23 protein-coding genes and 1 pseudogene are annotated in these 25,714 nt (G+C 69.9%); 13 read left to right on the top strand and 11 right to left on the bottom strand.

What is annotated here, in order from left to right; genetic code table 11:
* The 4 genes from E1284_RS17905 to E1284_RS17890 are packed head-to-tail and all read left to right on the top strand — an operon-like array spanning position 1 to position 3,444.
* The gene (locus E1284_RS17905; protein WP_131940298.1) at positions 1–1,074 is read left to right on the top strand and encodes an ABC transporter ATP-binding protein; all 1,074 of its coding nucleotides are present in this window, start codon (positions 1–3) and stop codon (positions 1,072–1,074) included.
* The gene (locus E1284_RS17900; RefSeq protein WP_207923820.1) at positions 1,071–2,003 is read left to right on the top strand and encodes a carbohydrate ABC transporter permease; all 933 of its coding nucleotides are present in this window, start codon (positions 1,071–1,073) and stop codon (positions 2,001–2,003) included. The genes E1284_RS17905 and E1284_RS17900 overlap by 4 nt, the downstream gene beginning before the upstream one ends.
* Positions 2,000–2,875, top strand: a complete 876-nt coding sequence (locus tag E1284_RS17895; RefSeq protein ID WP_131940297.1) for a carbohydrate ABC transporter permease — start codon at positions 2,000–2,002, stop codon at positions 2,873–2,875. Before E1284_RS17900 ends, E1284_RS17895 begins: the two co-directional genes overlap by 4 nt.
* A gap of 50 nt (positions 2,876–2,925) precedes the next feature.
* Positions 2,926–3,444 (top strand): YbhB/YbcL family Raf kinase inhibitor-like protein, encoded by a 519-nt coding sequence (locus E1284_RS17890; protein ID WP_131940295.1) that lies wholly within the window; start codon positions 2,926–2,928, stop codon positions 3,442–3,444.
* Positions 3,445–3,541: 97 nt separating this feature from the next.
* On the opposite strand, the gene E1284_RS17885 is transcribed toward E1284_RS17890, so the two are convergent.
* Positions 3,542–4,858, bottom strand: coding sequence for a KamA family radical SAM protein (locus E1284_RS17885; protein ID WP_131940293.1), 1,317 nt, complete (start codon positions 4,856–4,858; stop codon positions 3,542–3,544).
* A 407-nt stretch (positions 4,859–5,265) separates the two neighbouring features.
* Between E1284_RS17885 and E1284_RS17880 the strand changes: the two genes are divergently transcribed.
* From E1284_RS17880 to argS, 6 genes are all read left to right on the top strand, one after another.
* Positions 5,266–5,991 (top strand): DUF998 domain-containing protein, encoded by a 726-nt coding sequence (locus tag E1284_RS17880; RefSeq protein ID WP_243714556.1) that lies wholly within the window; start codon positions 5,266–5,268, stop codon positions 5,989–5,991.
* Positions 5,988–6,926 carry an alpha/beta fold hydrolase gene (locus E1284_RS17875; RefSeq protein ID WP_243714555.1) on the top strand — a complete coding sequence of 313 codons (939 nt, stop codon included), beginning with the start codon at positions 5,988–5,990 and terminating at the stop codon, positions 6,924–6,926. The genes E1284_RS17880 and E1284_RS17875 overlap by 4 nt, the downstream gene beginning before the upstream one ends.
* On the top strand, positions 6,923–7,294 hold the full coding sequence (locus tag E1284_RS17870; protein WP_131940291.1) for a hypothetical protein: 372 nt from the start codon (positions 6,923–6,925) through the stop codon (positions 7,292–7,294). The genes E1284_RS17875 and E1284_RS17870 overlap by 4 nt, the downstream gene beginning before the upstream one ends.
* 87 nt (positions 7,295–7,381) lie before the next feature.
* Positions 7,382–7,792, top strand: a complete 411-nt coding sequence (locus tag E1284_RS17865; protein ID WP_131940289.1) for a hypothetical protein — start codon at positions 7,382–7,384, stop codon at positions 7,790–7,792.
* 113 nt (positions 7,793–7,905) lie between these two features.
* Positions 7,906–9,117 carry a phosphate acyltransferase PlsX gene (gene plsX / locus E1284_RS17860; protein ID WP_131940287.1) on the top strand — a complete coding sequence of 404 codons (1,212 nt, stop codon included), beginning with the start codon at positions 7,906–7,908 and terminating at the stop codon, positions 9,115–9,117.
* A 51-nt stretch (positions 9,118–9,168) separates the two neighbouring features.
* Complete coding sequence (argS, locus tag E1284_RS17855; protein WP_131940285.1) at positions 9,169–10,914, top strand: arginine--tRNA ligase; 1,746 nt, start codon at positions 9,169–9,171, stop codon at positions 10,912–10,914.
* 119 nt (positions 10,915–11,033) lie between these two features.
* Here the strand turns inward: argS and E1284_RS17850 are convergent, their stop codons facing one another.
* Both E1284_RS17850 and E1284_RS17845 read right to left on the bottom strand, forming a co-directional pair.
* Positions 11,034–12,002 (bottom strand): LLM class flavin-dependent oxidoreductase, encoded by a 969-nt coding sequence (locus E1284_RS17850; protein ID WP_243714554.1) that lies wholly within the window; start codon positions 12,000–12,002, stop codon positions 11,034–11,036.
* The gene (locus tag E1284_RS17845; RefSeq protein ID WP_131940284.1) at positions 11,999–12,247 is read right to left on the bottom strand and encodes a DUF2630 family protein; all 249 of its coding nucleotides are present in this window, start codon (positions 12,245–12,247) and stop codon (positions 11,999–12,001) included. Before E1284_RS17845 ends, E1284_RS17850 begins: the two co-directional genes overlap by 4 nt.
* A gap of 414 nt (positions 12,248–12,661) precedes the next feature.
* On the opposite strand from E1284_RS17845, the pseudogene E1284_RS44050 reads away from it, so the two are divergent.
* Positions 12,662–13,144, top strand: a pseudogene (locus tag E1284_RS44050) (hypothetical protein); the annotation flags it as partial.
* Positions 13,145–13,292: 148 nt separating this feature from the next.
* Here E1284_RS44050 and E1284_RS17835 read toward each other — a convergent pair.
* The 5 genes from E1284_RS17835 to E1284_RS17815 are packed head-to-tail and all read right to left on the bottom strand — an operon-like array spanning position 13,293 to position 18,111.
* The gene (locus tag E1284_RS17835) at positions 13,293–14,147 is read right to left on the bottom strand and encodes an aldehyde dehydrogenase family protein (protein WP_131940282.1); all 855 of its coding nucleotides are present in this window, start codon (positions 14,145–14,147) and stop codon (positions 13,293–13,295) included.
* A complete protein-coding gene (locus E1284_RS17830) occupies positions 14,140–15,570 on the bottom strand; it encodes an aldehyde dehydrogenase family protein (RefSeq protein ID WP_131940280.1) in 1,431 nt (476 codons plus the stop codon). Before E1284_RS17830 ends, E1284_RS17835 begins: the two co-directional genes overlap by 8 nt.
* 5 nt (positions 15,571–15,575) lie before the next feature.
* Positions 15,576–16,499 (bottom strand): deoxyribose-phosphate aldolase, encoded by a 924-nt coding sequence (gene deoC / locus E1284_RS17825; protein ID WP_131940278.1) that lies wholly within the window; start codon positions 16,497–16,499, stop codon positions 15,576–15,578.
* 50 nt (positions 16,500–16,549) lie between these two features.
* Positions 16,550–17,608 carry a hypothetical protein gene (locus E1284_RS17820; RefSeq protein ID WP_131940276.1) on the bottom strand — a complete coding sequence of 353 codons (1,059 nt, stop codon included), beginning with the start codon at positions 17,606–17,608 and terminating at the stop codon, positions 16,550–16,552.
* The gene (locus tag E1284_RS17815; RefSeq protein ID WP_131940312.1) at positions 17,605–18,111 is read right to left on the bottom strand and encodes a SigE family RNA polymerase sigma factor; all 507 of its coding nucleotides are present in this window, start codon (positions 18,109–18,111) and stop codon (positions 17,605–17,607) included. The genes E1284_RS17820 and E1284_RS17815 overlap by 4 nt, the downstream gene beginning before the upstream one ends.
* 127 nt (positions 18,112–18,238) lie before the next feature.
* Between E1284_RS17815 and E1284_RS17810 the strand changes: the two genes are divergently transcribed.
* Positions 18,239–18,844: a DUF4236 domain-containing protein gene (locus tag E1284_RS17810; RefSeq protein ID WP_131940274.1), complete on the top strand. Its 606-nt coding sequence runs from the start codon at positions 18,239–18,241 to the stop codon at positions 18,842–18,844.
* 226 nt (positions 18,845–19,070) lie between these two features.
* Here the strand turns inward: E1284_RS17810 and E1284_RS17805 are convergent, their stop codons facing one another.
* From E1284_RS17805 to E1284_RS43675, 3 genes are all read right to left on the bottom strand, one after another.
* The gene (locus E1284_RS17805; RefSeq protein WP_131940310.1) at positions 19,071–19,778 is read right to left on the bottom strand and encodes a transposase; all 708 of its coding nucleotides are present in this window, start codon (positions 19,776–19,778) and stop codon (positions 19,071–19,073) included.
* 159 nt (positions 19,779–19,937) lie between these two features.
* The gene (locus E1284_RS17800) at positions 19,938–20,162 is read right to left on the bottom strand and encodes a hypothetical protein (RefSeq protein WP_131940272.1); all 225 of its coding nucleotides are present in this window, start codon (positions 20,160–20,162) and stop codon (positions 19,938–19,940) included.
* Positions 20,163–20,318: 156 nt separating this feature from the next.
* A complete protein-coding gene (locus tag E1284_RS43675) occupies positions 20,319–25,475 on the bottom strand; it encodes an RHS repeat-associated core domain-containing protein (protein WP_207923819.1) in 5,157 nt (1,718 codons plus the stop codon).
* 40 nt (positions 25,476–25,515) lie between these two features.
* Between E1284_RS43675 and E1284_RS42515 the strand changes: the two genes are divergently transcribed.
* Positions 25,516–25,714, top strand: a 199-nt coding sequence (locus tag E1284_RS42515; protein WP_207923818.1) for a hypothetical protein, incomplete at its 3' end; no start/stop codon positions are given.

The raw sequence follows: 25,714 nt of genomic DNA, 5'->3' as shown, positions 1-25,714 counted from the left end.
ATGAAGACCGTCGAGGTGAAGGGGCTCGTCAAGAGCTTCGACGGGCACCTGCGGGCCCGGCGCGGGCGGACGGAGCAGGTGCGGGCGCTGGACGGCGTCGATCTCGCGGCCGAGCCCGGCGAGTACCTGGTGCTGCTCGGGCCGTCCGGGTGCGGGAAGACGACGCTGCTGCGCACGATCGCGGGCCTGGAGCAGCCCTCGGAGGGCGAGGTGCTGATCGACGGGAACGTCGTGAACGGGCTCCCGCCGAGGGTGCGGCAGATCGCGATGGTGTTCCAGTCGTACGCGCTGTACCCGCACAAGACCGTGCTGGACAACATCGTCTTCCCGCTGCGGGCGGAGGGCATGGCCCGGGACGAGCGGGAGAAGAAGGCGCGCTGGGCGGCGGAACTGCTGGAGATCGAGCCGCTGCTGCGCCGCAAGCCGCGCCAGCTGTCGGGCGGTGAGCGGCAGCGGGTGGCGCTGGCGCGGGCGCTGGTGCGCGACCCGGCGGTGTTCCTGCTGGACGAGCCGCTCTCCAACCTCGACGCGAAGATGCGCGCGACGGCGCGGGACGAGCTGAAGCGCTTCCAGGAGCGCGTCGGCACCACCACCATCTACGTCACCCACGACCAGGCGGAGGCGATGGGGCTCGGCGACCGGATCGCGGTCCTGGAGCACGGCCGCGTCCGCCAGGTCGGGACGCCGCAGGAGGTGTACGACGACCCGTCCGACACGTTCACGGCGACGTTCATCGGGTCGCCCCCGATGAACCTGGTCAAGCGCGACGACGTGCTGGTGGGGTTCCGTCCCGAGCACCTGCTGCCGGCCGAGAACGTCGTGTCGCCGGAGCGGGTGGCGATGCCGCTGCGGGTGGAGCGGATGGAGTACCTGTCCGGCGACCGGCACGTGTACGGGACGGTGACCGGGATCGGCGAGGAGACCCGCGTCATCGCCCGGCTGCCCGCCACGGTGGACACGCCCATCGCGGCCGGGGAGACGCACGAGTTCGCGGTGCCGGCGGAGCGGTTCCGGTTCTTCGACGCCGCGGCCGGCACCCGCCGAGCCGCCGTCCCGATCGGGGAGGGCCGATGACGCGGGCGGCGGCGCCGAGGGCCGCCGCCGAGGCCCCGCCGGCTAAGGCGGGCCTCGCCGACCGGGACGGGTTCCTCGCCTGGGCGATGCTGCTGCCGTCGGTGGTCTACATCATCGCGCTGGTCGGCGTCCCGTTCCTGCTCGCCATCGCGTTCGCGTTCTCGGACGTGACGACCGGCGACCCGTCCTTCGACTGGGTCGGGTTCCAGAACTTCGACGCGGTGTTCGCGGACGGGGTGTTCTGGCGGGCGCTCCGCAACACGCTGGTCTTCACGCTGGTGAGCATGGTGCTGATCGTCCTGTTCGGGAAGATCCTCGCCAACATCCTGGTCGCCGACTTCCGCGGCAAGTGGTTCGTCCGGTTCCTGGTGCTGCTGCCGTGGACGACGCCGGTCGCGCTGTCGACGATCTCCTGGCTGTGGTTCCTCGACTCGATCTACTCCCCCGTCGACTGGGTGCTGCGCCATCTCGGGCTGATCGACGCGAACATCGTGTGGCTCGGGCAGCCGGGCACCGCGATGGCGTCGGTGATCGCCGTGCAGACGTGGCGGCTGACCCCGCTCGCCGCCGTGATCGTCATGGCCGGCCTCGTCGCCATCCCCCGCGACATCGACGAGGCCGCGCGGATTGACGGCGCCGGGTTCTGGCGGCGGATGTTCGAGGTGACGATCCCGCTGACGCTGCCGGTGATCGCGGTCGCCGGGCTGTTCGGCGCGATCATGACGTTCACCGACATGACCGTCCCGTACGTGCTGACGCGCGGCGGCCCCACGCATTCGACGGACGTCCTCGCCTCGTGGGCGTACTTCCGCGGCATCGAGGGCGGCGACGTCGGCCAGGGCGCGGCGATCGCGCTGTTCCTGTTCCCGCTGCTGCTCGCCGGCGCGATCGCGATCCTGCGCGCCGTCCGACGTCTGGAGGCCGGGTGAGTACCGAGGTCGCGGCGCTGCGGCGGAAGTACGCGCGCCGTCATGCGGCGGCGCGGTGCGGGGTGTACGCGGCGGCGGTCCTGTCGGCGCTGGTGTGCGCGCTGCCGTTCCTGTGGAGCGTGATCAGCGCGTTCAAGCAGAACCAGGACCTCTACGACCCCGAGAGCAACCCGTTCTTCTTCAACAAGCCGGCGACGCCCGACCACGTGACGTTCCTGTTCACCGACACGCCGTTCCTGACGTTCGTGGTCAACACGCTGATCGTCGGCGCGGCGGTGGTGGCGGTCACGCTGCTGCTCGCGCTGCCCGCCGCGTACTCGCTGGCGCGGCTGGACCGGCCGTGGGGCACCCCGATGGGCATCGCGATCTTCATGGTGTACCTCGTGCCGCCGTCGCTGCTGTTCCTGTCGCTGACCCGCGTCGTCGTGGCGCTGCACCTGGAGGACACGCTCTGGTCGATGATCGTCGTGTATCCGACGATCACGGTCCCGGTGTCGGTGTGGCTGCTGATCGGGTTCCTGAAGGCCGTCCCGAAGGACGTCGAGGAGCAGGCCATGGTGGACGGCTACAGCCGCCTCGGCGCGTTCCTGCGGACCGTCCTGCCGCTGGTGTTCCCCGGCATCGTCGCGGTGGTCGTGTTCAGCTTCACGCTCACCTCCAGCGAATTCGTGTACGCGCTGGCGTTCGTGTCGGCGAGCCCCGAGATGGTGGTCAGCACGGGCGTGCCGACGCAGCTCGTCCGCGGGGACGTGTTCTTCTGGCAGTCGCTCCAGGCATCGACCGTGATCACCGCGGTGCCGATCGCGTTCCTGTTCAACCTGTTCCTGGACCGTTTCGTCACCGGGTTCACGATGGGCGCGGTCAAGACCTGATCACCCTGGTAGAGATGGAGGGAACGCACATCCTGACGTAGGAGGTCGCCATGGCCAAGCCGCCGCTTCCGAGCGAGTACCTGCCCGAAGTACCCTCGTTCACCGTCACCAGCGAGGACGTCACCGAGGGCGGGCGCCTCGCCGACAAGCACGTGTTCAACGACTGGGGGTTCGGCGGCGGCAACGAGTCCCCGCAGCTGAGCTGGTCGGGGTTCCCCGCCGAGACCAAGAGCTTCGCGGTGACCTGCTACGACCCGGACGCGCCGACCGGCAGCGGCTTCTGGCACTGGTCGCTGTTCGACATCCCGGCGACCGTGACCGAGCTGCCCACCGGCGCCGGCACCGAGGACTCCAAGATCGGTGTGCACGCCCGCAACGACTACGGCGTGAAGGCCTTCGGCGGCGCCGCCCCGCCGCCCGGCGACCCGCACCGCTACGTGTTCACCGTCCACGCGCTGGACGTGGAGTCGCTCGGCGTCGACTCCGACACGTCCCCGGCCGTCGTCGGCTTCAACATCACGGCGCACACGCTGGCCCGCGCGGTGATCGTCCCCGTCTACGGGTCCTGACGGTCCTCGCTCGCGGGCTGCCCGTGCCTGGCATGCCACCTGCGGTGACGCGTGCGGCGTGCCCGTCCCCGGCCGGACGGGCACGCCGCGGCGACGGCTACTTCTGCCAGGGGAAGCGGTCGGCGAAGGCGGGCTTCAGGTCGTCCAGCCAGACCGCGTTCGGGTCGTACTGGGCGAAGAACGGCTTGCCGACCAGGTCGGCGTCGCGGCACTGGATGAAGTGCAGCGCGAAGACCTTCTGGTCGAACAGGTCGACGACGCCGTCCACGCAGACCTTGCCGGGGGTCGCCGACATGGACGGGCCCCGGACGGTCCGGGAGAGCCCGGAGACGTTCTTGTAGGCGTCCCGGAAGACCTCGTACGCCCTGGCCAGCGGGACCGCGAAGTAGTCCTGCGGCCCGGTGTCCCGCTCGATGAACATGTAGTACGGGACGAGGCCCATCCGCGTCTGGACGCGCCACATGGTCTCCCACGTCGCGGCGTCGTCGTTGATCGTGCGGATCAGCGGGGCCTGGGTGCGGATGACCGCGCCGGTGTCGCGGATGCGGCGGCACGCCTCGGCGACCATCAGGGGTTCGAGCTCGCGCGGGTGCGAGAAGTGCGCCATGAACGCGAGGTTCTTGCCCGACTCCACGACCTGCTCGAACAGGCGGAGCATGTCGTCGGCGTCCGGGTCGGTGACGAACTTCTGCGGCCAGTAGGCCAGCGACTTGGTCCCGATCCGGATGGACTCGAGCTGCTCGAGGTCGAGCAGCGGCTCGACGTAGCGGCGCAGCACCGGCTCGCCCATGATCATGGCGTCGCCGCCGGTGAACAGGACGCTGGTCACCTCGGGGTGGGCGAGGAGGTAGTCGCGCAGCTGGGTGACGTCGTCGCCGGCCATCTTCAGGTCGGCCTCGCCGACGAACTGGGCCCAGCGGAAGCAGTACGTGCAGTACGCGTGGCAGGTCTGCCCCTGCTTGGGGAAGTACAGCACGGTCTCGTCGTACTTGTGCTGCATCCCGGGGATCTTCCCGTCGCCGAAGGACGGGATGTTGAGCTCCATCTGGCCGGCGGGGTGCGGGTTCAGCTTCATCCGCACGTGGTGGGCGGCGGCCTCGATCTCGGCCTTCGGGGCGTCGCGGCGGAGCAGGTCCGACAGGTGGGCGACGTCCTCGGCGGGGAGCATGTCCTCCTGCGGGAAGACGAGCCGGTAGATCGGGTCGTCGGGCGCGGCCGACCAGTCGATGAGCTCCTCGATGACGTAGGCGTTCGTCCGGAACGGCAGGACCGTCGCCACCGCCCTGGTCGCGAGCCGCTGGTCGGGCGACAGCCCGGCGCGAGCGGTGAGCTCGTCCAGGTGCTTCGCCGTGAAGGCGCGGAACTTGCGACCGGTGGATCGCACCGCGGGAGCCGCGTCGTTCACCAGTGTCACGTGTTGGTACTCCTTGCTGTCAGCGGGGAAGCGCCCCCGGCGCGTCGTCACGGACGGTGATCAAAGGTTCCGGGGACACCCCCATTCAACCCTTTGGGACAGGTTCATGCCGAATTGATACCCCGCACCCGGTGCGGGCAAATGCTGGTCAACGGACGATCCAGACAAATCGCCTCGACATCATCGTTGACGGCCCGCATCTTGTACAACGACTACGGGACGTCAACTTCTCCGTCAGCGCGCGGTGAAGTCCGCCTCACCGACGCTGCCAGCGGTTTCACGGGAACCCGCGCCCCCGGGCCCCGGATTCGGCGATCTTGGTCGATACTGGGCGGGGCGGGCAGAACCGAGCGGCGTGATCGGCGCGCGACAGGGCGCGGCGCGATCAGGCGGCGTGAGGGGGGCCGGTGGACTCAGACGGACGGGACGGGCCTGGCGTCGTCCCCATGCGCGTGGTCGCCCTGGCGGTGATCGCGGCGATCACCTACGCGACGTTCCTGCTGGAGAACGTCCTCAGCCCCAAACTCGACTTCTTCAACGGCTACGTCAGCGAGCTGTCGGCGTCCGACCAGCCGTTCCACCTCGTGTACAGCGGCGGCGACTTCGTCACCGGGGTGCTGTCGATCATGGTGGCCGCGGGGACGCTCCGCAAGCTGACCCGCAAGCCCCTCGCCACGGCCGGCTGGACGTTCCTCGGGCTGTTCGGGGTGTGCGCGATCGGCGACGCGTCCTTCCCGCTGGACTGCGCCCCCAGCCTGGAGACCTGGTGCGCGCTGCGGGAGCGCTCCGAGCACGTGTCGTTCTCCCACGAGTTCCACTCGGTGACCAGCAGCGCCGTGATCGTCTGCGGGGTCGGCGCGCTGCTGTTCCTGTCGCTCGCCGCCCGCCGGTACGGGTGGTGGCCGGCGCTCGCCCGCTGGGGCTGGCTGCTGGCGCTCGCCGAGTCGGTGTCCGCGCTGAGCACGCTGGTCGCGATGTACCTCGGGCAGTGGCTCGGGGTCGTCCAGCGCGTGCAGATCAGCATCCTGTGCCTGGGGCTGCTCGTCATCGCCTGGGCCCTGTACGCCGACCGGCGGGACGCGGCGCGCGCCGCGCGGGGCACCGCGGCGGCCAAGGAGGAGGCGGCACTGTGAACCGCAAAAGCGCGAGCGAAGCTCGTCCCCTGGATGGCGGCGGGTGGGGGCTGGAGGACGGTGACGACAGTGGCGGCGAGATCGTCAACGCGGGGCGCGAGCAGGTGCACGTGGTCGAGTCCGGCCCGGCGGACGGGCCGCCGCTGCTGCTGAGCTCCGGGCTCGGCGGCGCCTGGTTCGACTGGGCGCCGACGGTCGAGTTGCTGCGCGGCGCGCACCGGGTCACGGTGTTCGACCGTCCCGGCCTCGGCCTCAGCCCGGCCGGGGTCGCGCCGCCGTCGCTGCGCCGCGACACCGCGATCCTGCGGGCGCTGGCGGCGCGGGCGCGGCGGCCGGTGACCGTCCTCGCGCACTCGATGGCGGCGTTCCACGCCGAGGCGCTGGCCAGGGTGAGCCCCGGCCTGGTCCGCGGCCTGGTGCTGGTCGACCCGAGCTTCGAGCACGACGCCCGCGTGCGGGTGCGGGCCGCCGCCGCGCTGACCCCGCTCGCCACCGCGTTCGGCGCGTTCCTCGGCGCGACCCGGCTGGCGAAGGCCGCCGGGCCGCTCGGCCGGCGGATGATCCTCCGGCACACGAGCCGCCGCGACGAGGCCGTCCCGGACGGCGTCGTCCGCTCGGTGTACGGGCGCGGGACGGTCATCGGCACCGTGATCGCGGAGGACCTGGCCTACCGGGAGATGGCCGCCGACCTGGCGGGGCTGCGCGAGCGGCGCCCCTTCCCCGCCGTCCCGCTGGTCGTGGTGACCGCGCTCGGCGACGTGGCGGACCCCGCCCGGCGCCGCGCATGGGCGCGGGGCCACGAGCGCCTCGCCGCGATGAGCCCGCACGGGAGCCGGATCGAGCTGCCGGACGCGCTGCACATGGTCCCGCTCGACCGCCCCGACGCGGTGGCCGACGCGGTCGCGGACGCGCACCGGATGGAGGAGTCCGCATGAGGAGGATCCCGGTTCTCGCGCTGGCCGTCCTGCTGGCCCTGACCATGTCGGGCTGCAAGGTGATGCAGCGGATCTCCGAGGGCGCGTACCGCAACGCCGTCACCGACGGGGTCGTGGACGAGCTGAAGATCCGCGGCATCCAGCTGCGGGAGCGCCCCCTCTGCAAGAGCCCGGGGGGCACCACGGAATCCGTGGTCAGGGTGGACTGCACGGCCCGGACGCGCTCCGGGGAGCCGGTCACCGTGGAGGGCGTCGCGTTCGACGCCGACACCGAACGCCCCCGCGAGACCTACATCGTCACCGTCGGCGGCCGGGAGGTCCTGCGCAAGGACTGCCTCGGCCTCGGCTGCGAGCACCGGAACGCCTAGCCCGGCAACGAATCCGCCTACGGAACGGAAAAACCCACCACCCCGTGCATATGACTCCGTACTGTCGGTGACGTAGCGGGTGTGAAGATGAGTCGCAAGAAGGCCCTGATCCTCGGATCGGCCGCGCTGCTCGTGCTCGTCGTGGCCGGCGGAGCCGCGTTCCTGGCGCTGTCGGGCGGCAAGGAGCTCAAGTACAAGACGCAGGCGGCCCTGCGCAAGGCGCTGCCGGTGACCGCCGCGGCCGAGCTGCACCAGCACGGTGTCCAGCTCTCGGCGCCGCTGAAGTGCGCGGACATGCCCGGCTGGACGAAGGAGCGGCTGCGCGTCTCCTGCACCGGCACCACCTCCGACAACAAGCCGGTCGAGGTGCTCGGCAGCGGTGAGACGAAGACGGCCAAGGCCGCCTACACGATCCTCGTGAGCGGCCGGCCGGTCGTGGAGAACGCCTCCTGCCTGGGCGCCGACTGCCGCTCCCAGGAGGCCGGCGGCCGGGGGTGACGATCGCCACTCCGGGCGGGTGCCGTCCTGGCAGGTGAAGGGACGCCATACGATGCGGTGAGCTGCACTTCTCGCGGCGCACCGCATTCTCCCTTCATCCTCCTGGAGCGGCCATGACCGGCACGGGCGAGCCGTCGCGTGCCGTCGCGCCCCGCCGCGTGCCGCCGCGTCCGCTCCCGGTCGCGGTGGACACGATGGGCGGCGACCACGCCCCGGGGGAGATCGTCGCGGGCGCGGTGGACGCCGTCCGCGAGCACGGCGTCCGGCTCGTCCTGGTCGGGCAGGCGCCGCGGATCCGGCGCGAGCTGGACCGCTACGGCTACGTCGGCAAGATCCCGATCGTGCACGCCGACGAGGCGCTCGACATGGGCGAGGGCGCGCTCGCCAGCTGGCGCAAGCCCCGCTCGTCCATCGCGATCGCCTGCCATCTGATCAAGCAGGGGCGGGCGTCGGCGCTGGTGTCGGCGGGCACCACCGCCGGGGTGGTGGCGACGTCGCGGCTGCGGCTGAAGGGCCAGCAGGGCGTGATGCGGCCCGCGATCGCGGTGACGCTGCCGACGCGACCGCGCCCCACGATCCTGCTGGACGCGGGCGCCACCGCCGACGTCAAGGCGGAGACGCTCGTCCAGTTCGCGGCGCTCGGCACCGCGTACGCGCAGATCCTGCTCGGCCCGGACCGCCCCACCGTGGGGCTGCTCAACATCGGCGCCGAGGCCGGCAAGGGCAACAAGCTCGCCAAGCGGGCCCACGAGCTGCTCGCGGGCGGCAACCACGGCATCGAGTTCGCCGGGAACGTCGAGGGCCACGACCTGCTGAGCGGGCGGGTCGACGTCATCGTCACCGACGGGTTCACCGGCAACGTCGCGCTGAAGACGATGGAGGGGACGATCGGCGCCGCGTTCACCGAGATCCGCGACGCGATGACGGCGAGCCCGGCCGCCCGGATGGGCGCGCTCCTGCAGCGCCGCCGCCTCCAGGACCTCCGCGACCGCCTCGACCCCGACACCTACGGCGGCGGCGTCCTGCTCGGGCTGAACGGGACGGTCGTCATCGCGCACGGCGCGTCCCGCGCCCGCGCGATCAGCTCGGCGTGCGAGCTGGCGCACCGGCTGGCGGCGGGGCGGATCGTCGAGCGGATCCGCGAGCAGGTCGCGGCGACCCGCACGTCCCGGTTCGGCCGCTGGACGCACGGGGAGCGCGACGGCCGCGAGAACCCCGAAAGGGCCGACGGCGCGGCGAAGCCGCCCGCGGAGACCCCGCCGCCGCCGAGGGAGCCCGCCGGCGACACCGTCCCCGACCGCAAAGAGCCGCCCGCCGTGCCGTAGGGCGCGGAAAACCGGGTCCGGGTGCGGGCGCGGCGCCGATAACCTTGGGACATGCCCGATCCGCAACTCGTACTCGCCGCCCGGGTCCAGGCCGCGCTCAGCGCCGCCTTCGGACCGTCGTACGCGGACGCCGACCCGGTCATCCGGCCGTCGCAGTTCGCCGACCTTCAGGCCAACGTGGCGCTGCCGCTGGCCAAGAAGCTGGGCCGCAAGCCGCGAGACGTGGCCGACGAGATCGTCAAGCACCTCGACACCGCCGACGTCGTGTCGGACGTGCAGGTCAGCGGGCCGGGCTTCGTCAACCTGACGCTCAGCGACGCGTGGATCGCCGCCGAGGCGCAGCGCGCCCTGGAGGACGAGCGGCTCGCCGTGCCCGCGGTGGAGCGGCCGCAGAAGGTCGTCGTCGAGTACTCCTCGCCGAACGTGGCGAAGGAGATGCACGTCGGCCACCTGCGGACCACGATCGTCGGCGACGCGATCGCCCGGATCCTCGCGTTCCTCGGCCACGACGTCGTCCGCGACAACCATGTCGGCGACTGGGGCACCCCGTTCGGCATGCTGATCGAGCACCTGCTCGACCTCGGCGAGGACGCCGCCGCGCGGGGCGACTCGTCCGTCAGCGACCTGACCGCGTTCTACCAGGCCGCGCGGGAGAAGTTCGACGGCGACGAGGAGTTCGCCGACCGGTCCCGGCGGCGGGTCGTCGCCCTCCAGGCGGGCGACGCCGAGACACTGCGGCTGTGGAACGTCCTCGTGGACGTGTCCAAGCGGTACTTCAACGCCGTCTACGGGCGGCTCGGCGTCACGCTCACCGACGACGACATCAAGGGCGAGAGCTTCTACAACGACCTGCTCGCCCCGACCGTCCGGGAACTCCAGGACAAGGGCATCGCGGTGGTCAGCGACGGGGCGCTGTGCGCGTTCCCGCCCGGCTTCAAGGGCCGCGAGGGCGAGCCCCTGCCGGTGATCATCCGCAAGAGCGACGGCGGCTACAACTACTCCACCACCGACCTCGCCACGATCCGGTACCGGGTCGACACCGAGCACGTCGACCGGATGATCTACGTGGTCGGCGCCCCGCAGTCACTGCACTTCCAGATGGTCTTCGCCGTCGCCCGGATGGCGGGCTGGCTGAACGACGAGGTGCAGGCCGACCACGCCCAGATCGGCAACGTCCTCGGCACCGACGGCAAGATCCTCCGCACCCGCGCAGGCGGCACCGTCAAACTCGCCGAACTCCTCGACGAGGCCGTCGAACGCGCCGGCGCCGCCTTCGACGAGGTGCAGCACGACGACTCGTTCGACGACGCGACCCGCGCCGCGATCGTCCAGGCGGTCGGCATCGGCGCCGTCAAGTACGCCGACCTGTCGGTGGCCCGCGACAGCGAGTACGTCTTCGACTTCGACCGGATGATCTCGTTCCATGGCAAGACCGGCCCGTACCTGCAGTACGCCGCGGCCCGGATCCGGTCGATCTTCCGCAAGGGCGGCGTCTCGGTCGAGGACGCGACGGGCCCGATCACGCTGGGCCATCCCGCCGAGCGCGCGCTGGCCCTGGAGTTGCTCGGTTTCGGCGCCGTCCTCAAGCAGGCCGGCGACACAGCCGAGCCGCACCGGCTGGCGTCCTACATCTACGGGGTCGCCGACGCCTACACCACCTTCCACGAGAATTGCCCGGTCCTGAAGGCGCCCGACGAGCAGACGAAGGCGTCCCGCCTGGCGCTGTGCGCCGCGACGCTGCGCACCCTCGAAACCGGCCTGCACCTCCTCGGCGTCCCCACCCCCGAACGCATGTGAGATCGCAACCTCAGAGCCACCGGAGCACGGGTCGGGCGGCCGGAGGGCGCTCTAGCGCCCGCAGGTCGCCCGGCCCGCCGAGCCGGGCGACCGCAGCGACACGACACGGACCCGCACGGTCACGACACACCGGAACCGTGGCGTGAGGATCGACCGGCTCGCAACGGGGGTTCCAGGGGGTCGCCCCCCTGGGCAGACACAGCGCCCCCCTGGGTAGACACAGTCTCGCGGACCGCCGGGACCACCTCCAGGGCGAAGACCGGGAGGTTCTCCGGGTCGCCGGCGTAGAGGAACGTGTCGACGCCGTGGCCGACGGCGAGTTCGGTCAGTTCGTAGACCCACTGGCGGGGCGGGCCGTGCAGGAAGCCGCGCGAGTCCGTCCCGTCCAGTTCTCCTTCGAGAATGTAGACGCGGCGGATGTCGGCGGGGCCGCGGCCGGCGCGGGCCGCGGCGTCGTCGAGGCGGCGCCGGCCGTCCGCGAGGTGCTTCGGCGGGACGCGCGAGGACGGCGCGATCCAGCCGTCGGCGACGCGGCCGGCGAGGTCGAGGCCGCGCGGGCCGGTGACGCCGAGCCAGATGCCGATCTGCCGGGTCGGCGGCGGGCCGGCCTGCGGGGCGGCGAACCGGTAGTGCTCGCCCTGGAAGCGGAGCCCGGTCTGGTCGCTCCAGTGCAGCCGGATGATCTGCACGGCCTCTTCGAGGGCGCGCCGGGCCGCGGCGGGGCCGAGGCGGGCGCCGCCGTAGGCTTCGATGCCGTCCGGGACGGCGCCCGCGCCGAGGCCGAGTTCGACGCGGCCGCCGCTCAGCCGGTCCATCGTCGCGATCGCCTTGGCGAGCGCGGCGGGCGGGCGCAGCGGCAGGCACGCCACGGCGGGCAGCACCCGGATCCGGGACGTGCCGGCCAGCACCGCCGCCAGCAGGGTCAGCGCGTCGGCGGTGTCGCGCCGGTACGGCTCGTCGCGGACGCCGAGGAGGTCGAGCCCGAACCGGTCCGCGTCCTGCGCGGTGCGCATCAGCGGGGCGGACGAGTCCGGGGCGAGGCAGGCGCCGAACCGCAGCGGTCCGCGCGCCCGGGGCGCCGGGGTCACTGCAGGTAGCCTTCGACCTCGTCCGGCGGCCGGACGCCCGCGGCCTGTTCCGGGTCCTCACCGGCCTCCCGCCGGGCGCGGCGGCGGCGCAGCAGGTCCCAGCACTGGTCGAGGGCCGTCTCCAGGTCGGCCAGCCGCCGGTGCTCCTCCTCGCGCCCGAGCTCGTCGCGCTGGAAGCGCTCGCGGAGCCGCTGCTCCTCGCCGACGTACTCGTCGATGCGCGCCAGGATGTCCTTCTCGTCCATCGGCCTTCAGCGCTCGCGGCCGGGGCCCGAGGTGAGCCCGCTCAGGAACCCGCCCTCGGTGCCGGTGGAGTGCTGGAACGGCCCCAACCCGGTCTTCGGCTCGACCATCCTGGACGCGGGCGGCGGAGCCGCGGTCCGCCCGGCGGGCGCCCGCCGGGTCGTGGCGGACCGGGTGGACGTCCCCGACCTCGCGCTCGCGGTCGTGCGGGACGGCGTCGCCTTGCGGGCGGCCGTGGTCCGCGACGTGGACGCGGTCGACTTCCTGGCCGTGCCGGACGGCTTCGACTTCGAGGCCGTGCTCGACGATCTGGTGGTCCGCGCCGTCGCCGTCGGCTTCGACCGGCTCGACGCCGCGGAGGCCGACTTGCGGGATGACGTGCCCGACTTCGACGTGCCCGACTTCGAGGTGCTCGCCTTCGAGGTGCCCGACTTGGACGAACTCGACTTCGACGTGCTCTTCGAGGTGCTCGCCCTGGACGAGGAGCTCTTGCTCGCGGGCGTGCTCTTCTTCGCCGTGCTGCTCTTCGCCGACGACTTGGCGGTCGTGGTGATGACCTTGGCCGCCGCGTCCATCGCCTTCGCGGCGTCGGACATCGCCTTGGTGGCGCTGGTCATCGCCTTCGTCATCGCCGTCATGGCCTTGGCCGACGAGGACGCCTTGGTCGCCACCGACTTCATCTGCGTCGCGGCGGTCTTGGCCTGGCTCGCGGCCTTCGTGACGCGGGACGCGGCGGCCGACGACGTCGTGCTCGACGCCGTCGACTTCTTCGCCGTGCTGCTCTTCGTCCCGGTCGACCTGCTCGTGGTCGATCGTGCGGACGAGCCAGCCGCCGACGTGCGCTTGGCCGCGGGCTTCCGGCCCGTGGTGGACTTGCCCGTGGTGGACTTGGTCGCTGATGTGCTCTTCGTACGACCGGCCGTACCTCGGCTCGTCGTCGTACGCGATGCGGTCTTGGTAGGCACTGATCTCCCCCCAGTGATGATCAGTTACGGGGAGATCTATTCCACACTTCGTGACCCTCTACACACGTTACGTCATATTGGCTTAGACGCCCACGGGGTGCCAGACGGTCTTCGTCTCCAGGAAAGCCGTCATTCGGGCGGTTCCGGGCTCGGCGTTCCAGTCGGCGTCCTGCGGGCGGAGGACGCGCTTCAGGTTCTCCGCGGCCTTCTCCTCCAGGCCGCGGACCTGGTCGTCCGGGACGCCGGCGAGGTCGACGGCGTTGACGTCCATGTGGGCGGCCAGCCACGGCGCGATCTCCGCGCGGAGCCCGGTGAGGACGTTCACCACCCCGCCCGGCAGGTCGGACGTCGCCAGCACCTCGGCGAGCGTGATCGCCGCCAGCGGCGCCGGCTCGGACGCGACCACCACGGCCGTGTTGCCGGACACGATCGCCGGCGCCACGACCGACACCAGCCCCAGCAGCGGCGAGTCGGGCGCGACGACCGCGACGACGCCGGTCGGCTCGGGCGTGGAGAAGTTGAAGAACGGCCCGGACACCGGGTTGGCGGCGCCCGCGACGGCGCTCAGCTTGTCGGCCCAGCCCGCGTACCAGACCCACCGGTCGACGGCGGCGTCCACCTCGGCGCCCGCCGCGCTCTTGGACGCGCCGGCCTGCCGCAGCTCGTCCACGAACTGGTCGCGGCGGCCCTCCAGCATCTCGGCGACCCGGTACAGGATCTGGCCGCGGTTGTAGGCGGTGCGGCCGGACCAGCCGGGGAACGCCTTGCGCGCGGCCACGACGGCGTCGCGGGCGTCCTTGCGGGACGCCTGCGAGGCGTTGGCGACGAAGCGGCCCTTGGCATCGGTGACCACGTACGACCTGCCGGACTCCGAGCGCGGGAAGGCGCCGCCGATGAACAGTTTGTAGGTCTTGCGGACCGTGAGACGGTCAGGCATTGAGGTAGCCCTCCAGTCCGTGGCGTCCGCCCTCGCGGCCGAACCCCGATTCCTTGTAGCCGCCGAACGGGGAGGCCGGGTCGAACTTGTTGAACGTGTTCGCCCACACGACCCCGGCGCGCAGCCGCTGCGCCGTCCAGAGGATCTGCGAGCCCTTCTCCGTCCAGATCCCGGCGGACAGCCCGTACGGGGTGTTGTTGGCCTTGGTGACGGCCTCGTCCGGGGTGCGGAACGTCAGCACCGACAGGACGGGCCCGAAGATCTCCTCGCGTGCGATCCGGTGCGACTGCGCCACCCCGGTGAAGATCGTCGGCGCGAACCAGAAGCCCTGGGACGGCAGTTCGCACGGCGCCGACCAGCGCTCGGCGCCCTCGCCCTCCCCCGCCTCCGACAGCTCCTTGATCTTGGCGAGCTGCGCGGCGGAGTTGATCGCGCCGACGTCGGTGTTCTTGTCGAGCGGGTCGCCGACCCGCAGCGTCGCCATCCGGGCCTTCAGCCGCTCCAGCACCTCGTCCGCGACCGACTCCTGGACGAGCAGCCGCGAGCCCGCGCAGCACACGTGGCCCTGGTTGAAGAAGATCCCGTTGACGATGCCCTCGACGGCCTGGTCGAGCGCGGCGTCCGCGTAGACGATGTTGGCGGCCTTGCCGCCGAGTTCGAGGGTGAGCCTCTTGTCCGTCCCGGCGAGGGTGCGGGCGATCTGCCGTCCCACCTCGGTGGAGCCGGTGAAGGCGACCTTGTCGATCCCCTCGTGCGCGACGAGCGCGCGGCCCGTCTCGCCCGCGCCGGTGATGATGTTGACGACGCCGGGCGGCAGTTCGGCCTGCCGGCAGATGTCGGCGAACAGCAGCGCGGTCAGCGGCGTCGTCTCGGCGGGCTTGAGGACGACCGTGTTGCCGCAGGCCAGCGCCGGTGCGATCTTCCAGGCGAGCATCAGCAGCGGGAAGTTCCACGGGATCACCTGGCCGGCCACGCCGACCGGCTTCGGATCGGGCCCGAACCCGGCGTGGGGCAGCTTGTCGGCCCATCCCGCGTAGTAGAAGAACCAGGCGGCGACCAGCGGCACGTCGACGTCCCGCGACTCGCGGATCGGCTTGCCGTTGTCGATCGACTCCAGCACCGCCAGTTCCCGCGCCCGCTCCTGGATGATCCGGGCGATCCGGTACAGGTACTTGGCGCGCTCGCGGCCCGGCATCGGCCCCCACACCTTGTCGAACGCGGTGCGCGCGGCCTTCACGGCGCGGTCGACGTCGCCCTCGTCGGCGCAGGCGATGTCGGCCAGGACGCTCTCGTCCGCCGGGTTGATCGACTTGAACGGCTCGCCGTGCCCGCCCGTGAACTCGCCGTTCACGAACAGCCCGTAGGAGGCGCGGATGTCGACGACCGCCCGCGACTCGGGCGCCGGCGCGTACTCGAAAACCATGATCCTCAGTCCAGCGTGAAGTAGTCGGGACCGGAGTAGACGCCGGTGGCCAGCTTGCGGCGCTGCATCAGCAGATCGTTCAGCACGCTGGACGCGCCGAGCCGGAACCACTGCGGCGTCAGCCAGTCCGGGCCGGCGGTCTCGTTGACCAGCACCAGGTACTTGATCGCGTCCTTGGTCGTCCGGATGCCGCCGGCCGGCTTCACGCCGACCTGCCGCCCGGTGGCCGCGCGGTAGTCGCGGACGGCCTCCAGCATCACCAGCGTGACCGGCAGCGTCGCCGCCGGCGACACCTTCCCGGTGGAGGTCTTGATGAAGTCGGCCCCGGCCCGCATCGCCAGCCAGGAGGCCCGCCGGACGTTGTCGTAGGTCGCCAGCTCGCCGGTCTCCAGGATCACCTTCAGGTGGGCGTCCCCGCAGGCGTCCTTGACCGCGGTGATCTCGTCGAACACCTTGGCGTAGTCGCCGGACAAGAACGCGCCCCGGTCGATCACCATGTCGATCTCGGCGGCGCCCGCCGCGACCGCCGCCCTCGTGTCGGCGAGCTTGGCCTCCATCGGGGCGCGTCCGGCCGGGAACGCCGTCGCGACGCTCGCGACCCCGATCCCCGTCCCGGCGAGGGCCTTGACGGCGACCTCGACCATGTCCGAGTAGACGCACACCGCCGCGACCTTCGGCACCGACGCGTCGGACGGATCGGGCTGCGCGGCCTTGGCGCACAGCGCCCGCACCTTCCCCGGCGTGTCCGCGCCTTCCAGCGTGGTCAGGTCCACCATCGAGATCGCGAGGTCGATCGCCTCGGCCTTCGCGGTCGTCTTGATCGACCGGGTGGCCAGCCGCGCGGCCCGCTCATCGGCACCCACCCGGTCGACGCCCGGCAGGCCGTGCAGGAAGGCGCGCAGCTCGGCGGCGCCGTTGAGAGTCTCCATTGACACTCCCACAGCATCGCCGAACTACGTCCCCGGCACAAAACAGACACCTAACGAAGCGGTGTCGCCGTCCACTGCGCGGGGTCGGTGCCGAGCGGCACAACCCGCCTGAACAGGCCGGTCAGCCCGCCACTCGCCTGGAGGCGCGCCAGCGGCTCGCCCCTCGCATCGATGCCGATGTCGAACCCGCGCACCCCGAAGACGCGCAGAATCCGCGCCTTCGACGGCGGCACCCGGCCGATCGTGGGCCCGGAATGCGGGAGCCCGGTGTCGAACGCGGGATGCCCGTCGATCGTCGTGTTCGGTTTCGAGAGGTTCCTGGCCCGCTCACTGGCCGGGGTCACCGAGATCATCAGCTCGTCGTTCCGGCCCGAGCCACCGAGCGCGAACACGGCCTCCGGCCCGGCGCCGACCCACACCCGCCCGACCTCCAACCCGTCAGGGACCCCGGTCACCCGCACCGGGAACGCCAGCGGCTTGCCGCCGCCGAACCGCACCCCGGCCGCGATGCGCTGCACGATCGCCGCGTTCGCGATACCGCGGTCGTTGACCGCCAGCAGCGCCCACGTCTTCGGCCGGTACTCCCACCGGAACTCCGCCCCCACCTGGTCCGATCCCGGCCCGCCCGGCTTGATCGACCAGTAGGCGGGACGCCCGTTCACCGGCGCCGCCTTCGTCAGGTGCCCCTTCCGGGCTCCCGGCAGCAGCGGTATGCCCGGCTTCACTCCGGGAGGGAGCAGGGTCAACTCGATCGACAGGTTCCCCGGCCCCCGCCCGGCGTTCACCGTGTAGGCGGGACGGCTCCCGCCGTCCTGCGTGACCCGCGTCCGGACGAATCCGGCGGGCAGCCACCCGAACACCGCCTTCTCCGTCAGCAGGTTCGGGTACTTCGACGGCTCCACGACCTTCTCGGGACGCTCGTCCTGGTACGGCTGGAGGACCGCCACCCCCGCCGCCACCGCGACGGCCCCGGCTGCCAGCACGGCGACCGCCGCCCGCCGCGTGCGCTTGACGCGGCGCCCCTTGGCCACGGCCGCCGCCACGTCCACGGCCGGTGCCGGGCCCGGGGTCGCGGCGAGACGCTCCAACCCGTCCTTGAGGTCGTTCATACCGGCTTCTCTCCCTCCGCGAACTCGGGCTCCAGCACACGCCGCAGCGCGTCGAGGCCGCGCGCGGTCTGGCTCTTGACCGTCCCGGCGGAGCACCCCAGGACATCGGCGCACTGCTCCACCGACAGGTCGCAGTAGAACCGCAGCACCACGGCGGCCCGCTGCCGCGGCGGCAGCGCCGCGAGCGCCGTCCGCAGGTCCACGCCGCCCGCGTGGTCCATCGGCTCGGCGACCGCGTCGGGCGTCCGCTCGACGACCCGGACCCGCTGCCACCATCCGCCCCGCTGCTCGGCCAGGAACACCCTGACCAGCACCGTTCGCGCGTACCCGTCGACGTTGTCGGCCGCCGCCGCCCGCCGCCAGTGCACGTACAGCCGCGTGATCGCGGACTGCACGAGGTCGTCCGCCCGATGCCAGTCCTGGCACAACAGGTAGGCGACCCGCCGTAACCACGCCGTCCGCGCCGTCACATAAGCGGTGAACTCCTCGTCCCGCCCCGCCATCCGCACACCCCTCACCTTGCCGACACATCCCTGATGCGGCGAACCCGGCAAAAGGTTGCACGCATCGGCCACCGAGTACACCGGGGCGGGCCGTCGGGCGTCCCACCAGGGACGACGGAGGTGGGCGATGGGGTTCGGGTTCCGTGTGGGCGTACCGGGGATGAGCGTGCGGGTGTCGAGCCGGGGCGTGCGGACGTCCGTCGGCCCGCGCGCGGCGCGCGTCCATGTGGGCGGTGGGCGCAGGACGACCGTTTCCAGCGGCATGGGCCCGTTCTTCGCCTCGACCTCGGTGGGCGGCTCCCGGCGCCGTTCCACCGCCAAACGTCCTTCGCGCCCCCGCAACGTCGGCCCGACCCCGGCCCAGCTCGAACGGGCCCGCCGCCAAGCCGAACGCGCCGAACAGGAGGCGCAGCGGGACGCGGCGATCGCGCACCTGGATGAACTACGCCGCCAGACGACGAGCGTCCACCTCCAGACGTTCCCGCAGGCACAACCGCCTTTCGTGCCGCCTCCGCCGCAACTGGCACTCCCCTGGGCCATGGCGGAGGCCCAGGCGTTCCACCTCGCGGGCATCGGCCGCTTCGCCCGCGCCGACCGCGTCACCGCCCGCCACGCCGCCGAGCAGGACGCGCCCGCCTACCTGGCCGCCGAGCAGTCCCGCCTCGACGAGATCCACCGGCAGTGCGGTCGGTCTCGACGGGACAGTCCTGTCGATCGTGATGCGCCAACCTGACCTGGACACGCTCCCAACCCAGGCACCGGGCGTGGCCTTGAGGTGCCTCGAATCTTCCGAACAGCTCCCCAACTGACGTTGAGGAGAAGCGTAAAAAGAGGTCGTTGGCATGACATATGCGGCTTTTCACCCCAGAAGCACAAGGATGAGATCGTCCGCATGGTCCTGGACGGTCCGCGCCCCATCGCCCACGTTGCGCCTGAGTGCGTGTTTGAGAAGGATCTTGTTATTGGTACGCGAGAGGGCGTCGGCCTTGGCGGACCGTGGGTCGCCCACCACGTGCCAGGCGTCGGGTCATGAGACCGATAGCGGCCCATCGGATCATTGCTTCGCTGGTGGCGGGGTGGCGTTCGTAGTCGTGGGCCAGCCGCCGGTGTGCAGTCAGCCATGCCAGCGTCCGCTCCACCGCCCACCGGCGCGGGAGCACGGCGAATCCCTTCTGATCTGCGGGTTCACGAACGATGCTCAGCGTGGTGCGCAGGGTGCTGGAGGCCCAGCCGACCAGGCGTCCGGCGAACCCGGCGTCGGCGAACACGTACCTGCAGGTGGGCGAGGTGAGGTACAGCCCCAGCAGCGTGCCTTTGGCGCCGTCGCGGTTCTGGACGCTCGTGGCGCACACGGTCACGGTGATGAGCAGCCCGAGGGGGTCGGTGACGATGAAGCGCTTGCGTCCGGGCACCTTCTTGCCCGCGTCATATCCTCGCGTGTCGCGGCCGACGGTGTCGGCGGCCTTGACGCTCTGGGAGTCGAGGATGCCGGCGGGCAGTTGCCGCCACGAACACCCGGTGCGCACCACATACAGCACCGCGTCCACGATGTCGCGCCTCGGATGCTTCTCCGGGCGGCCACCGCTGCCGACCGGTGGCAGCAGCGGCTCCACCAGCGCCCATTCATCGTCGGTCAGGTCCGAGGGGTAACGCGACTGCCGAGACATCGCGCCACCCTGCACGAACCGGCACACAAGATCACGCAGCCACACCGACCGAGATCAACTTCTCAAACACGGACTGAGATCGGGATCCACGACACCGCCGTGGGCAACTGGGTGAAGGCCTACCGCAGAAGGCACGGCGACGCGCCCGCCAGGCTCTACTCAGTCTTGCCAGTCGGTTCCACGCCGCACTCGGACACGCTTGCACACCACAAATCCTCTGCGCATGCCGTCTGAAACGTCGAGGTTCAGGTAGCCACGTTCATAACGGCCCGGCATTTGCAAGAAATTGTCGATTTCGAATGTCTCTCTTGCAACAGAGACGAACAGTCTTCGATAGCCAGACGCAAGCTTCACACCTAGCACAGAAGTGAATACGACGTCCACAAACTGATTGTATTCTTCGCCAGGGCGTCCACGAAGGACGAGCTTTGCATGCGACTTACTGTACGACCACAACTGGAATGGGTGGTCAAAGGAAAATGGCAATGATTGACCTTCCAGTGACACGTCGCAATGTTCTCCTATCTTATTTTCCGGCCTTCATTTGAACGGATTATCCCCGTTCACCCACCGGACGCGAGCTTGCACTTCCGGAGGGGCAGCCCTGATCATAGCGAGTTCCCAGGCCGTCAGGTCCGAGGCGTAGGGATTGCTCAACGTTGCAGTGTCTGCCCACTCAGCAGGGTTCCTAATCCCATCTAGGTTGAAATAGATCGTCGTAGAGCTTTCGGGCTTCAGAGCACCTCGGATAACAGACTCGAAGTCATCCCAGTGCTCGTAGTACTGAGCATCGTGGTGGTCGGCAAAATCCTGCAATGAATAGGGATTGTCGTCAGTCGTAGTCAGTCCAAGCGCGATCTTTTCGCAGCCGGCATTGTGCACCAGGACCGGAGTATCGTCGGCTTCTACATAGTACGTGTGGAGGTTGGCGATGGTGAGGTTGTGGGTGCGTTGGTGGCGGATGGTCCAGTGTTCGGTGGCGGTGACCTGGACGTAGGTGCCGGCGCTGGTGCGGAGCCACATGCCGGGCTTGAGGGCGGCGGCGTCGATCCAGGCGTTGATGTCGCCGGCGACCCAGAAGGGGTGGTGGTCGGTGGCGATGACCAGACCGCTGTTCGCGACCTTCGGCGTGATGAGACTGACAGCCTTGGGCTTGGCCTCTGCGCCGGTCATCCATGCCAGCGCGGGGGCGTCGGTGTCGACGGTGATCTGGACGAAGTTCTTGTCGCCGTTGCTGGTGATGGTGTCCAGTACGGGTTCAGCACTGGTTTCGCCGGTTTCGGGGTCGGTGGCTAGGACTTTGTCGCCGACCTCGACGTCTTCGATGGGCTTGTCGCTGCCATCAGCCATGCGGACTGACGTTCCGGGAACGAAACTGTTCTTGCACGCGGTTCGCCCTGCGCCAGATTTTTTGCCTGTTAGGCCATGGCCGCCATTGACAGTTGCGATTCCTCCGTCTTTGCCGAATGATCCGTCCCAGCCACCCATACCTGCGCCGAAGAATTCCCATCCGGACATGCGGTCGCATTTGAAGTGGCCGATCTCGCAGATCAGTTCTCCGAAGTTACCGAGGCGACCGAGATCTCCGGGACCGCAGGGAGTGTTGTCGCTACTGTTGATGCCGCATTCGGGCATGAGCTGAGGGTCGACTCCGCCGAGGTCGCCGTAGTTATTCTTGTACACCTGTTGGAGCATCTTGTGGACGGCAGTCCAATAGGCGATAAGGCTGGGTGCATGCACGGTCTGGTCGCCCCAGCGGACCCTGACGGGCTTGGTGACGCTAGTTCCCTTGCTGTAGCCGGACTGTAGGTTTCCGAATCCGCCCCCTGGTTGTCCGCAGTCGTGGCCGCACCCACCAGCTCCTCCGTGTTTGGCTGGCTTGGTGTGTCCGGGGTTCACGATGCCTATGCCGCAGATGTCTGTCGGGCATAGGCCGTCGGGGTCGGCGTGGGTGACGGGGTTGTTGTTGGCGTAGGTGTAGCCGTTCATCTGTTGGGGGTCGTCCGGGTCCATGAGGGGGTCGACGGAGATGAAGCGGCCGGTTTGGGGGTCGTATTCGCGGGCGCCGAGGTGGGTGAGGCCGGTGGGGTCCTGGGTGCCACCGACGAACCCCTTGTCGCCCAGCCAGGTGGCGTCCTCGTCCAGGCCGCGGATGTTGCCGAAGGGGTCGGTGCGGCGGACGGTGGTCTGCTGGGTGGTGGCGTTGATGGCGACCTGGGCGGTGCCTTGGTGGTCGGCGGTGAGGTAGGTGATGGTGCCGTCGGAGGTGCGCATCGCGACGGTCTGGCCGCCGAAGGTGTAGTAGCGGGTGCCGGTAGCGGTGGTCGCACCGGTCAGCGCCCGGAGTTCGGTGCCGTCGGGCATGTACAGGGTGCTGCCGGTGGCGTCCTTGCGGATGAGGCGGTTGCCGTCGGCGTCGTAGATGTAGCTGGTGGTGACGCCGTTCTCGGTGACCTTGGTGAGTTCGCCTTCGGTATTCCAGTCGAGGGTTTGTCCCTGGCCCGGGGGGTTGGTGCCGGTGGTGCGGGTGACGGTGTTACCAGTGGCGTCGTAGGTGTAGGTGTCAGTGCGGTCACCTTCACCACCGGTCTGCACCATCTGGTTGAGGCGGTTGCCTTGGCCGGGGTCGGCGTAGGTGTAGGTGCGAGCGGTGTCGGTTTCGCCGCCGATGCCGTGCAGGATTTGGGTCTTGCGGTTGCCGGCGGTGTTGTAGGTGAAGGTGTGCCAGTACGGGGCCGGTCCACCGATCACCGAGCTGGCGGGTTCACTGGCACAGGTGCCGGTAGTGTTCTGCGTCCAGGCCTGGGTGAGGCGCTGCAGGTGGTCGTAGGTGAAGCATTGGTTGTCGGCGCCGTCGCGAGAGGTGTCGGTGATGGAGGTAATGGTGCCGGCGTCGGTGTAGTGGTAGGTGGCGTGGCGGTCGGCGCCGCCAATATTCGCGCGGTTGGTGCGGGCGGTGACCAGCCGCTGAGTGCCTTTTTCGTACTCGAATCTTTGCCAGGCTTGCTTAGCTGGGTCTGTCCCGTATTCGAGAGAGACGAGTTTGCCGGTGGGGGTGTACTGGGCGGTGTTGATGTAGGTGGTGTTGCCCTTGAGTCCGGTGGGGCGCTGCCAGGTGTCGTAGGCGTGCATGACGACTTCACCCGGAAGTCCTCCGACTGCGGGATGGCTCTGGCCCTCGATGGTGCCGTCGGCGTTGTAGCTGGCGCTGAAGGCGTAAGTGCCGGCGAGAGGACCTTGGGAGGCGGGGATGGTGAGGGTGCTGATTTCGGGGCGACCCAGGGTGTCGTAGTTGTAAACGCCGCTCGTGTAGTCGCCGTCTGCGGTGTGCCGGGTCGCTGAGGCGAGTTTGCCCTTGCCTCGTTTTGATGTGTCGTAGGCCCAGGAAGCCAGGACAGGGCCGTCTGCCGCGCCGTCGTGGGTGGCGGTTCTACGGCCTTGCCCGTCGTAGTCGACGAAGACTTTCTTGCCGCGGGCGTCAGTGGTGGAGGTGACCTGGTCCAGGTCGTTGTAAGTGAAGGTGGTGGTGCCCTTGTCGGGGTCAGTGGTCTTGGTTTTGCGGCCGCGCAGATCGTAGGTGGTGGTGAAGGTGTTGCCGGACGGGTCGGTGACCGAGGCGATCTCGCCCGCGGGGGTGTAGGCGTAGGTAGTGGCGTCGTAGTCGCCGGTGGGGGTGGCGGCCTTGTACTGGCGACGTTCGATGACGCGACCGCGGGCGTCGGTGATCTGTGCGGTCGGGATGCCACCGGCGGGTGGGGTGACCGAGAGGCGGTTTCCTCCGCCGTAGCCGTAGGTGGTGCGCCACAGCTCGCTGTCAGGCTGCTCGCCGTTGCCGGTGCTCAGGCTTTCGACGGTTTTGCGGCCCAGGCCGTCATATTGGGTGTGGGCTTGGGTTTCGATATCGCCGGGGTTGTAGACACCGAACAGGGTGGTTTCGGGGGCTCCGGTGGCAGTGTAGGGGGCGTAGGTAGTGGTGACCTGGCCGCGGTCGTCGTAGAAGGTGTCGGAGATCAGGCGGCCGTCCGGGCCGGGGACCTGGACCTGCCGAGTGCGCAGCAGCCCGTCCAGCAATTCGATCTTGCCGAGTTTCTGCCTTCCGCCAGCGTCAAGGGCCTTGGTGGTAACCGCGACGATCTGCCCGTCGGTGACCCGGTAGGAGTACTCGTAGTTGGGGTAGTCGGTGGCTTTGCGCTGATCGGACAGCCACACCTTCTGCAGCCGTCCGAGCGGGTCATAGGTCAGGTCGGTACGCAGGTTGTTGTTGGACACGTCCAGTTCAGTGACCGGCAAGCCCCACGCGGGGTCGAGTTGCTGGGTGCCGGTCAGCGACGTGGAGGAGTCCCCAGGGTCGGCAGGTGGCCCGGTCGTGGTGACCTCGGTAGTGAGACCTCGCGTGTCGGTATACGCCGTGGTGGTGACATGACCGGCGGCGTCGGTGGCCTGCGTGGGGCGCCCGTAGGCGTCATAACTGGTTTCCGCCTGGGGCGCATACGTCGCCGTGCTGCCGTCGTGAGAGGCGATCTTGTCGACCTTGGTGACGTTCCCGACCGTGGGGCCGTCGCCGAGGCCGCCGTTGTCGTAGTAGGTGCGGACGTCGGAGACGACCTGCGTGGAGCGGTCGGGTGTGGTCGAGCAGTTGACGGCGACGGTTTCGGCGCGGGAGGGGTAGTTCACCATCCAGGCGTCGGTGTTGTCGGCATAGTCGGTGCGGGTGCACGTGTCGTCAGCGGCGGTGGTGACATCGCCGAGGTCGTTGACCCTGGTGATGCGACCGACGCCAGGCTTGGAGGACTGATAGGTGTTATCGGTTTTGATCTGGGTCCAGCCGCCGCCGTCCTTGGCGGTCCAGGTCTGTGTGGAGTCGGTACCGGTGACGTTGGCGGTGGTGGTGCCCCATGACCGTGTCCGCGACGCGGTCTGTGTCTTCCATGGGGTGTTGACCGTCTTGGAGTAGACGGTGCCGCCGGGCTTGTCGTAGGTGACGGTTTTGAGGGTGAATCCGGCGAAGGCGTCGTGGTCGGTGTGGGTGCCGCCCTCACCGTCGGAGACGGTGACCGACTTCTTGCCGCCGTCCTTGTTCTTTCGGTCGCCGTCCATACCCCGGAGGTAGAAGGTGTCGGATTGGGTGGCGGGGTTGGTGTAGTCGCCGGTGAAGGTGCGGACGTGGCCGTAGCCGCGCCACTGGGACCAGGTCTTGTTCTTCGGCTTGGTCAGCCCGTCATCGTCGTCGAAGTGCCAGGCGGCGCCGCCCAGGTACTGGTATCTGGTGACCATCTCCGGTGAGCCGCCGGTGCGGTCGGACACCATCACGCTGTTCACCACGTACTTGTGGAACCAGTCGGTGATCGGATCCTCCTTACCGGGCGGTGTCCAGATCACCGGCATGCAGCGGGTGGTGTTGGTCTCGGGCGTCGGCGGATCCGACAGCGTGCAGTTCGATTCGGGGTTGGAGTAGTCGATGTCGATCTGCCCGCCGGTCTCGTCCTGGATGGTGCCGACCCGGTAGCGGACGTAGCGCAGGATGTCGTCGCCGGTCCGGTCCAGCCGGTTGGGCAACTGCACCGGGGTGAAGGTCACCTGCGGCAGCGTGACGGTCGTGCCGTCGGCGGCGTGGCCGGTGTGCTGGATGCCGATCAGCAGCAGGTCGCGTTCGATGTCGGCCAGGCCCCAGTCGTGGGTGAGCGCCCAGGAGTCCACCGGCCGATAGCCCGAGGCGTCCGGTTTGAGGATCTGCGTGGTGACCTTGGTGAGGCGCTTGCGGGACCAGAACGTCGGCGACAGTGTGCCGTGGGTGTCCTCGCATTTCTGGCCAGAGTCGCAGTGCAGGTCCCAGGGGACGTCCCACCACTTGTCCGGGTTGGCGCCGATCTTGGACGGGTCGCAGTCGAAGGTGTCGGTGGGGATGCAGCGTTCGGAGGTGGTGAAGTCGACCTGCG

Origin of the sequence: Actinomadura bangladeshensis, assembly GCF_004348335.1 — a bacterium.
Taxonomy (GTDB): Bacteria; Actinomycetota; Actinomycetes; order Streptosporangiales; family Streptosporangiaceae; genus Spirillospora; species Spirillospora bangladeshensis.
The sequence above is the reverse complement of the archived record's forward strand: the minus strand, read 5'-3'. Positions and strand labels throughout refer to the sequence as shown.

What these genes read in the sequence shown, in the direction of transcription:
- E1284_RS17905 (WP_131940298.1), top strand. Translation starts at nt 1, where the DNA reads ATGAAGACCGTCGAGGTGAAGGGGCTCGTCAAGAGCTTCGACGGGCAC.
- E1284_RS17900 (WP_207923820.1), top strand. Translation starts at nt 1,071, where the DNA reads ATGACGCGGGCGGCGGCGCCGAGGGCCGCCGCCGAGGCCCCGCCGGCT.
- E1284_RS17890 (WP_131940295.1), top strand. Translation starts at nt 2,926, where the DNA reads ATGGCCAAGCCGCCGCTTCCGAGCGAGTACCTGCCCGAAGTACCCTCG.
- E1284_RS17870 (WP_131940291.1), top strand. Translation starts at nt 6,923, where the DNA reads ATGAGGAGGATCCCGGTTCTCGCGCTGGCCGTCCTGCTGGCCCTGACC.
- E1284_RS17865 (WP_131940289.1), top strand. Translation starts at nt 7,382, where the DNA reads ATGAGTCGCAAGAAGGCCCTGATCCTCGGATCGGCCGCGCTGCTCGTG.
- plsX (WP_131940287.1), top strand. Translation starts at nt 7,906, where the DNA reads ATGACCGGCACGGGCGAGCCGTCGCGTGCCGTCGCGCCCCGCCGCGTG.
- argS (WP_131940285.1), top strand. Translation starts at nt 9,169, where the DNA reads ATGCCCGATCCGCAACTCGTACTCGCCGCCCGGGTCCAGGCCGCGCTC.
- E1284_RS17845 (WP_131940284.1), bottom strand. Translation starts at nt 12,247, where the DNA reads ATGGACGAGAAGGACATCCTGGCGCGCATCGACGAGTACGTCGGCGAG.
- E1284_RS17835 (WP_131940282.1), bottom strand. Translation starts at nt 14,147, where the DNA reads ATGCCTGACCGTCTCACGGTCCGCAAGACCTACAAACTGTTCATCGGC.
- E1284_RS17830 (WP_131940280.1), bottom strand. Translation starts at nt 15,570, where the DNA reads ATGGTTTTCGAGTACGCGCCGGCGCCCGAGTCGCGGGCGGTCGTCGAC.
- deoC (WP_131940278.1), bottom strand. Translation starts at nt 16,499, where the DNA reads ATGGAGACTCTCAACGGCGCCGCCGAGCTGCGCGCCTTCCTGCACGGC.
- E1284_RS17820 (WP_131940276.1), bottom strand. Translation starts at nt 17,608, where the DNA reads ATGAACGACCTCAAGGACGGGTTGGAGCGTCTCGCCGCGACCCCGGGC.
- E1284_RS17815 (WP_131940312.1), bottom strand. Translation starts at nt 18,111, where the DNA reads ATGGCGGGGCGGGACGAGGAGTTCACCGCTTATGTGACGGCGCGGACG.
- E1284_RS17810 (WP_131940274.1), top strand. Translation starts at nt 18,239, where the DNA reads ATGGGGTTCGGGTTCCGTGTGGGCGTACCGGGGATGAGCGTGCGGGTG.
- E1284_RS17805 (WP_131940310.1), bottom strand. Translation starts at nt 19,778, where the DNA reads ATGTCTCGGCAGTCGCGTTACCCCTCGGACCTGACCGACGATGAATGG.